Source organism: uncultured Nostoc sp. (assembly GCF_964245445.1).
GTDB lineage: Bacteria > Cyanobacteriota > Cyanobacteriia > Cyanobacteriales > Nostocaceae > Nostoc.
Window position 1 is genome coordinate 1 of sequence record NZ_CAXTNE010000277.1, and the last position, 10,147, is coordinate 10,147.

General features: G+C 41.5%; 11 protein-coding genes and 1 pseudogene. 10 read left to right on the forward strand and 2 right to left on the reverse strand.

The window, feature by feature from the left end; genetic code table 11:
• The first annotated feature begins 1,246 nt into the window (after positions 1-1,246).
• The 9 genes from ACFE90_RS31300 (at position 1,247) to ACFE90_RS31340 (ending at position 6,631) form a co-directional block, all read left to right on the forward strand.
• Positions 1,247-1,489 (forward strand): hypothetical protein, encoded by a 243-nt coding sequence (locus ACFE90_RS31300; protein ID WP_375506229.1) that lies wholly within the window; start codon positions 1,247-1,249, stop codon positions 1,487-1,489.
• 261 nt (positions 1,490-1,750) lie between these two features.
• Positions 1,751-2,425, forward strand: a complete 675-nt coding sequence (locus ACFE90_RS31305; RefSeq protein ID WP_375506230.1) for a hypothetical protein — start codon at positions 1,751-1,753, stop codon at positions 2,423-2,425.
• Positions 2,426-2,527: 102 nt separating this feature from the next.
• Positions 2,528-3,085 carry a hypothetical protein gene (locus tag ACFE90_RS31310; RefSeq protein WP_375506231.1) on the forward strand — a complete coding sequence of 186 codons (558 nt, stop codon included), beginning with the start codon at positions 2,528-2,530 and terminating at the stop codon, positions 3,083-3,085.
• Positions 3,086-3,801: 716 nt separating this feature from the next.
• Positions 3,802-4,071 carry a hypothetical protein gene (locus ACFE90_RS31315; RefSeq protein WP_375506232.1) on the forward strand — a complete coding sequence of 90 codons (270 nt, stop codon included), beginning with the start codon at positions 3,802-3,804 and terminating at the stop codon, positions 4,069-4,071.
• Between the two features lie 167 nt (positions 4,072-4,238).
• A complete protein-coding gene (locus tag ACFE90_RS31320) occupies positions 4,239-5,312 on the forward strand; it encodes a hypothetical protein (protein ID WP_375506233.1) in 1,074 nt (357 codons plus the stop codon).
• A gap of 130 nt (positions 5,313-5,442) precedes the next feature.
• On the forward strand, positions 5,443-5,892 hold the full coding sequence (locus ACFE90_RS31325) for a DUF1257 domain-containing protein (RefSeq protein WP_375506234.1): 450 nt from the start codon (positions 5,443-5,445) through the stop codon (positions 5,890-5,892).
• Between the two features lie 2 nt (positions 5,893-5,894).
• On the forward strand, positions 5,895-6,107 hold the full coding sequence (locus tag ACFE90_RS31330; RefSeq protein WP_375506235.1) for a DUF2997 domain-containing protein: 213 nt from the start codon (positions 5,895-5,897) through the stop codon (positions 6,105-6,107).
• A 3-nt stretch (positions 6,108-6,110) separates the two neighbouring features.
• Positions 6,111-6,398 carry a hypothetical protein gene (locus tag ACFE90_RS31335; RefSeq protein WP_375506236.1) on the forward strand — a complete coding sequence of 96 codons (288 nt, stop codon included), beginning with the start codon at positions 6,111-6,113 and terminating at the stop codon, positions 6,396-6,398.
• The gene (locus tag ACFE90_RS31340) at positions 6,395-6,631 is read left to right on the forward strand and encodes a hypothetical protein (RefSeq protein ID WP_375506237.1); all 237 of its coding nucleotides are present in this window, start codon (positions 6,395-6,397) and stop codon (positions 6,629-6,631) included. The genes ACFE90_RS31335 and ACFE90_RS31340 overlap by 4 nt, the downstream gene beginning before the upstream one ends.
• A gap of 682 nt (positions 6,632-7,313) precedes the next feature.
• On the opposite strand, the gene ACFE90_RS31345 is transcribed toward ACFE90_RS31340, so the two are convergent.
• Positions 7,314-8,441 carry a filamentous hemagglutinin N-terminal domain-containing protein gene (locus ACFE90_RS31345; protein WP_375506238.1) on the reverse strand — a complete coding sequence of 376 codons (1,128 nt, stop codon included), beginning with the start codon at positions 8,439-8,441 and terminating at the stop codon, positions 7,314-7,316.
• 871 nt (positions 8,442-9,312) lie between these two features.
• On the opposite strand from ACFE90_RS31345, the gene ACFE90_RS31350 reads away from it, so the two are divergent.
• Positions 9,313-9,543 carry a hypothetical protein gene (locus ACFE90_RS31350; RefSeq protein WP_375506239.1) on the forward strand — a complete coding sequence of 77 codons (231 nt, stop codon included), beginning with the start codon at positions 9,313-9,315 and terminating at the stop codon, positions 9,541-9,543.
• 147 nt (positions 9,544-9,690) lie between these two features.
• On the opposite strand, the pseudogene ACFE90_RS31355 reads toward ACFE90_RS31350, so the two are convergent.
• Positions 9,691-10,147, reverse strand: a pseudogene (locus ACFE90_RS31355) (hypothetical protein); the annotation flags it as partial.

Genomic DNA, 10,147 nt, shown 5'->3' on the forward strand with positions numbered 1-10,147 from the left:
TACAAGCTCTACCCTGTCTACTTTTCAGACTTTTTCTTACATCGAACTCAGGTCTATAGAAGGGGTTAAGAGAGTAAGCTCTTGTTCCCATTTGTGAACGGGCATGAGTCCTCGTTAACCCAAGTAAGACACCAGTTTCATCCAAAAATACTAAGTTTTCTGGCTCTATATATTTGACCTTTTCCCAATAATCTAATCTTAAATTCAGGACTCTAGGAGTCCCTGCTTGGGTACTCCGCTTCGTTTTTTTTCCGATTTAATCCTAATTTCTGTAACGCACGACACATTGCACTTTGACCTACCCAATTGCCAGTCTTGTCTGCAAATAATTCACACAACTCTATCAATGTTGCATCTGGATATGATTCAACTAATTCTCACGGGCTCTATGTCAGCATTTGTTAAATGACTAAATTGTGGCTTTACTCGCGGCTTGGATTGTAAATTTCCTTCAAGTTTTTGTTGTTTCACAAGCTTTTGTACTAAACTCTTTGAGACGGAAAAGATGTTAGCCACTTTCCTGATTGAGATGTTTTTCTCAAGATGTGCTGCAACTATTTTTTCTCGAAGATCGACAAAGTAGGACTTCATTTAAAAGCATTTATATTTTAATCTAGTGTACCTCATAATAGACGCAAGTGCTGTATTAACAAACCAAAAAAACCAACTCAGATGACTGTTAGTACAGAAATTATAGAGAAACTTTGTGCTGCTTTAAATGGGGATATCACTTCACTTATTTGGAACATAGATTACAACAGTTAAGAGATTTGTCTACTACGCTCACCAGCAAAAATTGTTTGGTAGCCACTGGTGAGCGTAGTAATATAGTAATCATAAGAGAGGAGACGAGCGCGATGCCTCTTTTGAAAAACAAAGAAGCGCTCAAAATTTAACCCTTACAAATCGAGTTAACGATACGAAACCACAATAACCAGCCGCCGGGACTAGCAGCCGGAAGCCTTAAACTTGTAATGGTCAAGCCGCCGCGAGATGATTACGATGACCTACCACGTCTAAAAACTGGTTGCAAAAAACTTCAATCTTTCCAGAATTAATTAAGGCGATTGCATACTACTGAGTACGCAATCGCCTTTTTAAGGAAACAACATGGTTGCACAGAGGACACGGTAACATCCCAATATCTTCTCTACAGCTTAGTGCTGTCTGGTGTTTTGACATCAGTTAATACGCTTTACCCTTGAACACTTTTATAAGGCTTCGCCAATTCTAGAGTGAGAGTGTTGTGGCAAGCCACAACAAACTGACTAATAAAAATAGGACGATCGCTCCGTCGGACAAACTGCGCGATCGCCCTTTTTACCCATTTAAGAGGTATTTTCTAATGATGACACAAGTTTCAGCCCCTGCGCCAACAAAAGATCCGTTAACCACACAGGATCGCCAAATCATTGCAACCATTGTCAATCAGTCAGACTACTCCAAAAACTGCAAGCCCGAAGATGTACTGTGCGTTCGCTTATTTTGAAAGTCGAAGCGGAATTAAAGGCTTAATGCAAAAGGAAAACGGCTACTTTTAAGTAAATCATTACTTGTAAGTACAATTTATGACCATCATAGAAGGCTCTCAGAGACGATTATTTAAGGCACAGGGATAGGATAAATCATAAAATGGCAAAAGCTCTATGCAAAACAAAAATGCCTGAATCCATTGAATCGCCTGAATTACACGCACTGTAAAGCTTAATTAAATCTTGTATATCAAAAATGAGCGAACGTACAGGATGTAGTGACTATCTGGATCAACAGTGATGATATCGTCTGGGTAAAAATGACCCACGGCTATGCTCGATACCACAAACAGTCTTTCAAACGCGCTGTTGCAGACGTTAAAGCGATTCTTTCTGCTCCAGTAGAGCGCAATCACAAGAAAGATGAGGAATTGAAACAAGCTTCTGAGAAAATTGGCTTGTTAGGTGATTGTGATTGGTTATCGTTGAGCGTCCAATACTATCCTGATAAGGTAATCGGTCATGCTGGTTGCTACACTTCGCAGAAGCCTCAAATATTAACCCCACCTGCTGAATGGGATTTCACCCTGCCGAAGTGGAATATGCCTGCTGCCATCTGTCCAGACTGCGAAGGACATGGGTGCGGTAACTGCTCCTATCGCGGTACTCGTGCAGAAGACTTGTGTATGCCAGTAGATGACTACCGACTGACCTATGTAGGACGCACTGAGTTTCAGACGGCTCACAATGTATATCTTGATGGTAAGTTCTTGGGAATTATCTTCAAAGTCAGAAACGCTGATGAGTTATGGGAAAATGACCCCAAGACTTACTACTGGCGCTGTGCCGATGGAGTACGGTATTGGAGTGTGAAAGAAGCTGTAGAAGGACTGTCCAGAGCAACTGCTCCGATTGAACTGCCGCAAGTTCGTCGGGAGTTGATAGCAGCGTAAGAAAATCAGTAGGCGTGATCGAAATCTTCATCGGTCGCGCCTGCTGCTTCAAGAAGTCTACGGCTTCGCCAATGCGAAAGTGAAATGTGTTGGTATTAAACAATGAACCCTCAAGAAAATGCCGATTTACTTGCTGCTTTAATGCGCCAAGAGGAACTACTCAAGCAGTTGATCGCTTCAATCAATAAGCCAAAACTAGGATTGCACTCTGAAGCTGGCAGTTGCAAAATCTACTGCAATCGTCACAATGGTTCACTGTGGTATACCCTAAACAACAGTGAAGCGAGTGCGATTACCCAAACTGCCTTAACTGGATATCTAAAAGAACTCAAATTTGAGAAATGTGAGCGCAGGGGAAAGGAAGTTTACAAGTTGCTGATTACAATTCAAGCAGACAGACCCTATATATTAGAAAGTGGGCATGATACTCATTTTGCTAAATCTGTATTAGCTGCGATCGCAACTTTGACCCCAGAACAATTGTATTCTCCCATCACACTACAGCCTACTCCAGGGACGACAGATGAAAATGTGTTGTTCTGTCGGGTATGGGTAGAGTCGGAATTAGTGATGGCATCCTACAACGAGCAAACAGAGTGGCGAGAGGTCAGTAAACAGGCTTTAGCTGTAACGAAAACTGCGAATGAAATGGTGTTTTAGTCTTAAAGATGAAGTAAGGCAGGATTTACCTGCCTTGTGCGTCACTAAAATCAGCTTCATTTCATGAATCTAACATTGCACATCTGATTGACAAAGACATTATCGACTTATGTCGAAACTGTGACTGCTAAAAGTTGTAACAGGAGCTTGGGGGACTGTAGTTATGAGTGACTCAAGCTTTGTCTACAGCTAATACGTGCTGTTCAACTATTCATAACTAATCACAGATGAGTATTACAATTGTTCACCCCAACGTCGAAAATCTGCAATCATTTTCTGAATTTTTTGATCTGGAAAAACTATTGCAATCTAAAGGAGTTTTGCCGTGGCTTTTAGCAAATAGCTGGAACTACGACGATGAATCTTGTTTGATTGCAAATATTATTGATGAGTCTACAAGCCTGGTCAAGTTTGGGACTCTGAAGAGTTTGATTTTAAGGCTCTGCCTGATGAATTAAAGTCAAAATTAAATCTGATTTTCGAGCATTTGTATCTGTAGTTTTCTGTCACTTTCAATTCCACCGACTTCAATGACTAAACGTACATCTGATAGTAGTTCTAGATTGTCTAAACCCAATAAAGAGAAAGTTGCTGCTTAACGAAAGAAGAATCAGATTATGCCTGAAAAACTCTCCAGTCAGATTTTATCAGTCTGACTGTAGAGAAAAATCGATTCCAGAACAAATTATCGCACACTCCACTTCAATACTAATCAGATGGAAAATAAATTGTTCAGAGTGTATGACCCAACGCTATTAAGCTCATCAAAAGTTTACCAAATCAACGGTACACTTTCTCGATATTTGGGTGATGAAGGTACTATAAAACATCCACAGTATCTATTTTCACCTCTGCTGAATCAAAAGAAAAAAGCCAGCTTTCGGCTAAATCGAAACAAACTCATGACTCGTTGTTATGAAGTCGAAGGTATGGTTTATGAAAAGCCTGTGGTACAGGATAATTCGCAGCAACTTCAGCTATTTTGAGCTATGTCAATACATAAACCGCCAGTCATTAAAAGACATATTAGGTTACAAAATGGCTCTACAAAAGTAATTTATAGAGCTACTACAGACATTCACAAATTGAGAAATAGCCACAAAGAAAGCTTCGCTGAATTGAAAGTGAAAAATAATGATTGAGGTGAATAATCATGGTACAAGTAATCGACAACCCTATTGCTGCAAATTTCCTAACTGATGCAGTAGTCGAGTGCCACAATTTCTCACAGTTAAATAAAATCCGTATTCGCTTCCGTATCCAGCTAAAGAAAAGTACAAAGTCTGCCGCACCTAAATGGGCGGATGTGCTAAAAGCTGAAGTTTCTGAAATTGAATCAGACCTCGTGAAAGTTACAAATTCCGAAGTCGGTTTGCGAGGTATCAAGGTATTTAAGAAGTTGGATGAAGCTGCTGCCCAATTAAGGCAAGAGATTGCTTCGGTTCAAAAGTGGATGTCTGCTGATACTGGTGATTGGATTTGTCCGATTGATTTAGCTCCACTTGTTTGGAATCAGTTAATCAACATTAGAGATAATATCGCCCCTGGACTGCGTAATCAGCTAAAAGTTGATTACGAATTAGGACTCGAAGATTACCAAGAGCGGATTGACCAGTTCCTCTCACTCCATACTTGGGAATTACCCCACGATAAGCAAGAATCAGCCAAAGCCAACTTGCTAAGAGCATTTCCGACTCTGACCGACCTTGAAGATTATTTGCAAGTCGTTATTGGTCGTCCGGTGATTATCCCGGCATTGTCCGAACAACTGAACCAGCAGCAAGCCGAGTGTCTAGACCAGATTACCAAGTTCATCCAACAGTATGACCAAAATCTAGAGCAAAGGCTACGGGAATCAGCGATCACTGGTGGTGAACAGCTGGCGGCGCAACTGCTTGAAGAATTGAGCGACTGGGAGCCAGGACGTAAGCCAGTCCAGTTCAAAAAAAAGATGGAAAAACACCTGATGAAAGTGCGGGTGTTACTGGCAAATGCATCCCCGGAAGCTGGCAGTAGTTTACAGCAGATGATGGAGCATTTGGATTCGATTGTCACCGACCCAGCGATTGAAGCTAAGAATCTGGGCAGTGATGAGCGTAGTCAATTACAGCAAAAGATGGAAGAAATTCGGATCAAGTTGTTAGACGAACAGCGCAATCTACAATCACTTGCGACTGGCGACGTGGGCTTATCGAAAGCTACCGTGATGTCGTTCAAGTTCAGGTAAAAAACAGTCTTGGGCAAGGGTGCATTCGCTCAAGTCCCAATGGATTTAATACGTAGTTTCCAAAATAACCCAAAAAGGATATAGCATCCGTACTATTTCTCAAACCAATTTGAAAGCCTTGGAGCCAAAAATGTCGCATTTCTCAACCGTTAAAACTAAGCTTGCTAACCGTGAATGTCTGGTACAAGCTTTACAAGATTTGAAACTGAATCCGCAAGTTCATGAAACAGCACAATCACTAAAAGGATACTACGGTGCCTCTCAAGGACAAAGCGCTGAAATTATCGTATCTGGTCATACCATAAAAGCCCGTGCAGACATCGGATTTAAATGGAATCAGTCAAGCGGCGTGTACGAGGTAATACACGACAGTTACGAAACAGTTCCGAAGCTGGGCAAAGACTTTTTCAGTAATAAACTAATGCTGGCTTATGGACAGCGAATGGTTCGCGCTAAAGCTGCCGAGTTACAAGAGCAGTTTGGTGAATGTGCGATCACTGAATCAACTAACGGCACTGTGCAAACTCTACGCCTAACCTTTGCCGGACATCAAGAAGTTAAACAATTTGCACGGAGATAAATATGGAACGTTCAATACTGATTCATTTCGACAATGCTACAAGTGAAGTTCGAGTGGAGGCTGAGGGATTCGAGGGTTTGAGTTGTTTATCAGCTACGCAACCATTTGAAGAAGCACTTGGAGTTGTGGGCGAGAGCGATCGCACTTACAAGGATGAAACCCAAACCCAACAGCTTCGGACTACAAACAGCAGTCAAACACGTTTACCTCAGTAAAAGATGGGGGGACTTAACGCCCCCCAAAACATCATGAACGAATTAGCTAAAGAATACCCATTTATTCACGTTTACGCCCAGCAAAAACCACGCCAGCCCGTGATCATCAAAGCGAATACTGAAGGTCTTTATGTGCTATTGAATGCTTTTATTTCTGCCATCGCTCAATCAGAGCGCAATGGTATGGCTGAGGTTTTTGACGGCGATGCCGAAGCTTATGAAGTGATTGTTCAAGTTGTGAATACTCATAACGAACTCTCTCCAGTTCCTTATCAAATTGAAAAACAATGAAACTCTCAAATCTACTCTCCACGCTCGATTCGCAAATCCCCATTGCTGCGGTTGATGTCCTGTCGCCCGATGAAGCGACGATTATTCAGTGGCTGACTACAGAGGCATCTAACAAGCTATCAAGTCCAGTGTTTATCTCTATTGCTTTGAATATCTCAGTACTTTGTATCTTGGGAGACACCAGGGAGAATTCTTTTAGATGCACCACGCTTTATTTCCATTTTTGGCAATAATACCTAATTTACATACATTTGAGCCTTAACTGAACCGTATTGATTGCAAAGCCATTGACCGAGACGTACCGTAGCTCATAAATTGCTTATTGTGGTTTTGTCTAGGCATTAGTTGCAGCAGTAATCACCATTTTTTACATCTAGGATTCAACACTCAGGCTTCACCCCTACCATTACCTCTGTGCTACCATCCTCACAAATAACTATCAAAATCTGCTAATATTCAGGCTTCCATACTTCTCTATTGGCTTTGAGCCTACGATAAAACTCCTGAACAGATAGATACGCAGTCGCTGCAACGCCAAATATTCAGTCTATTTGTGCTATGGGGCAATTATGCATATTATCATTTGAGTGGCTTACGGGAATTCCGCTTCTCGATACCTGTGCAAAGGTTCACTCTCTTTAACCTATTTGGTTTTACTCGCTTTCCTGTTCTAACATTGCAGTTTGTTAATACCATACCTTTCCCTACCCTCTAACAGCTTGTGGGAGAACTCATAGAGTTCTTTACTAGTTCTCCCACAAGCTGCTGGAGTTTCAGACATATACTGAATTATTTCACTCAGTTTTATTGCGTACTCGGTAGGATCTTGCTACTGGATCACATCAAAATATCTCTTTAAAACATCCTTCCAATTAATAGTGCGATGTTTGGAGTTAAGTTTGAAATTAAACTGAATCACGCAACGACCTCAAAACTAGCGGTAGTTAGAGCAGGAGTGGAGGTACCAGTCAATTGTGCAAATCGACCTCCGAAATCAGTTACGGCATCAAAACCAGTAGCCGAACCATTGGGGTTATAGAACAGGCTGCCATTTACACTATTGTAAACAATCTCCGCACTACTACCTGCCGCTAAACTATCGCTTGTCACTATGGCAAAGTCGGCAGAATTTAATGCGGTTGGGAAGACAGAATTACTTAAAGCAGTAAAGGTAAATTTTGATAGTTGGATCTTGTCTACATCAGCAGAAGTGAAGTCACTAATAGTATCAACTCCGAGTTCTTTAATATCAAAGTTTGATCCTGTTGCAAATGCAAACTTATCTGAACCTGTGCCTCCTTTTAAGAGGTCATCACCACTATCTCCTTGTAGATAGTCGTTGCCCCCGCCCCCGGTAAGAATATCATTTCCACTGCTGCCAAAGAGAATATCGTTGCCGCCTACCAGTAATAAGCTCCGACCATTAGGAACTTTTAAACCTTCGTAAACGGGTTTAACCAGATCATAATCTGTATAAAACCCCACAATTCTACGTGACTTAACAATAACAGGGGCAGCGATTTGATTAAACAAAAAAACAGAAGGATTTATATTTAAAAGCCTTGCCGGGATAGGTTCGAGCGGATTAGTACTGAAAATATTACCATTAGTTAAGCCAATGGCATTTGCTGTTGTTCCTACAAATGAACCATTTATATTTAAACTGGCGTTTGGGCCAAAAATGATGCCATTCGGATTAATCAAGAATAAGTTGGCTGTACCATTAGCTCGGATCAACCCATCAATATTAGAAACTGATTTCCCTGTTACTCGGCTAAAAATGTTCTCGATAGCCGCAATATTATTAAAGTCGACTGTATCGCCAGTACGAATAGAAAACTCTTTAAAGCTATGAAATAAATTACCACCGACTTGTGTCCCTCCGGTAATATTGAAAGTTTTCTCATCCTGCCTGACGTTAGTATTATTAGGTAAAGTGCCATCTGGAGTAATTTGAGCGTTCGCATAATCAATGGTACAAAAGCTGACACCGAAAGCGATAGTTATTAAAGCACCCCAATGAGTAAAACCCAAACCTGACATTGCAAGTCTCCATGAATAGCAGCACCGAAGCTGAGTTAAGCATAAATCAAGCTACTAGCTATTAAATAGTCAATAATTAGGCTACTAAGTCTTCACCCGAAAACTCAATTTTTTCGCAAAAGATTGAAAACTTTACAAAACTTTACTTTACAAAGTTCTTAAGCCATCGTTCCCCTGATAATGCCTGAACAAGTGAGCGAATCATTAGCTTAGGCATTGCCGCCGTGAAAAATTCCATTTAGGATTTGTGTAAAAATAACCTGAACAATTTTTGTGTGAAAGCTAGATTTAGTAAGCTATGCCAGATAAATTTTGTACAACTTATTTTTACATGATGCCTTAGTTAAATATCTGCACTAGCTGATTGCTGCTAACGAGATCATATTGCGATCGCTACTTCCAAACACCATTTTGATTCGAGCTTTGCACTTGTCTATAGAAGTGAAAGTCTGTGGGGTGGTGCAATGAGTACCTTGAACTGCCACGCTCTGCAATTGGCACCGACATTGATTATGGTATGCCGGAGCTTCCAAATAGGGGTACGATGTACGCAATCGACTGGTTGCTGATGTTGTCCCCACATCAACACTTCCCATGCTAAATGCTGAATTTTATTTAGCTACCCAGCAGGAGTTTTCTTTTTCTTATGTGGTTCTGGTCTGCCGATTCAGTAGAACAAGAATTATTTGATTTGTATGCTCCAGCCCTGCGTAGGCGTAGCCCGTCGTAGACATCGCTCGGCGTAAATTTTAGTGACGAGCAACTGCAAGACACTCTAGAAGCATCTAGCTTAAGTTTAGAAGATGCTTTCAGAAGCGCAATCGTTTATATACTCTGGCTTGAAGAAAATCTGAAGCCGATCTACCCGACTGTGATACTAATCGAGGCATTGGCAAATCAATGGCGCACCAAGTACTGGAAACCGGAGTATTTAGAACTTGAACAGTTGCTCTCAAGAGGAAAGCGTTGGTGGAAGGCAGCAGTGGATATGTGGGGTTACGACGAGCGTTATCAACTGGTTGCAGATATATTTTATGACCACGGTCAGGAATTTATCAAGTTCCGAAATGGGAAAGAAATTCTAGTTGACACTAGCTTATAAGTGGGGATGGGATCGAGTCGCAGATTATGCGTCCCCGTTTTCAGAAAGTAATTCGTCGTTGCGCGGTATCAATGCAAGGGAATCTTGATCTACAACCGTCAAGCAGCAATCGCTTTAGCTGCACGCTATTCTGAGACAGTGTGATTTTTACCTCTCCCAATCAACCAATACCCCATCCACAATCGCAATTCCCCACTGTGGAAACTTCGCCAATAGTTTTTTAACGACAATTTGCAAAGCAGGGTCATCATGACAGCACTCTTGCAAGAAGTCAAACCCCGGATTCTCGCCCGAATTCGCCACAACCTTGAGTTTCTGCATACGTTCTGGTCGCATATTTGACCGCGCAACAATCGCCTCATGCGACCATTTTTCAGGCTGTGGCACAGGCACGGCGGAACAAGCACCTTCATGAGTGCCTTTCACTTCTACACCTGAAACTGAATTTTCAACTAACAACAAAGTGGGATTACCCTGTTCTACTTGCCCCTGCCCCTGAGTTTGATTAGCGATCGCAGAATTTAAAGATTTTTCATTTTGGACGACGGACGCGGCGGAATCAGTGCCTTCTCTACGAGACGCTACGCGAACATGACAGTCTTTC

Coding starts and splice junctions, on each gene's coding strand:
- ACFE90_RS31345 (WP_375506238.1), bottom strand. CDS start 8,441: ATGTCAGGTTTGGGTTTTACTCATTGGGGTGCTTTAATAACTATCGCT.
- ACFE90_RS31330 (WP_375506235.1), top strand. CDS start 5,895: ATGGAACGTTCAATACTGATTCATTTCGACAATGCTACAAGTGAAGTT.
- ACFE90_RS31335 (WP_375506236.1), top strand. CDS start 6,111: ATGGGGGGACTTAACGCCCCCCAAAACATCATGAACGAATTAGCTAAA.
- ACFE90_RS31320 (WP_375506233.1), top strand. CDS start 4,239: ATGGTACAAGTAATCGACAACCCTATTGCTGCAAATTTCCTAACTGAT.
- ACFE90_RS31310 (WP_375506231.1), top strand. CDS start 2,528: ATGAACCCTCAAGAAAATGCCGATTTACTTGCTGCTTTAATGCGCCAA.
- ACFE90_RS31340 (WP_375506237.1), top strand. CDS start 6,395: ATGAAACTCTCAAATCTACTCTCCACGCTCGATTCGCAAATCCCCATT.
- ACFE90_RS31315 (WP_375506232.1), top strand. CDS start 3,802: ATGGAAAATAAATTGTTCAGAGTGTATGACCCAACGCTATTAAGCTCA.
- ACFE90_RS31325 (WP_375506234.1), top strand. CDS start 5,443: ATGTCGCATTTCTCAACCGTTAAAACTAAGCTTGCTAACCGTGAATGT.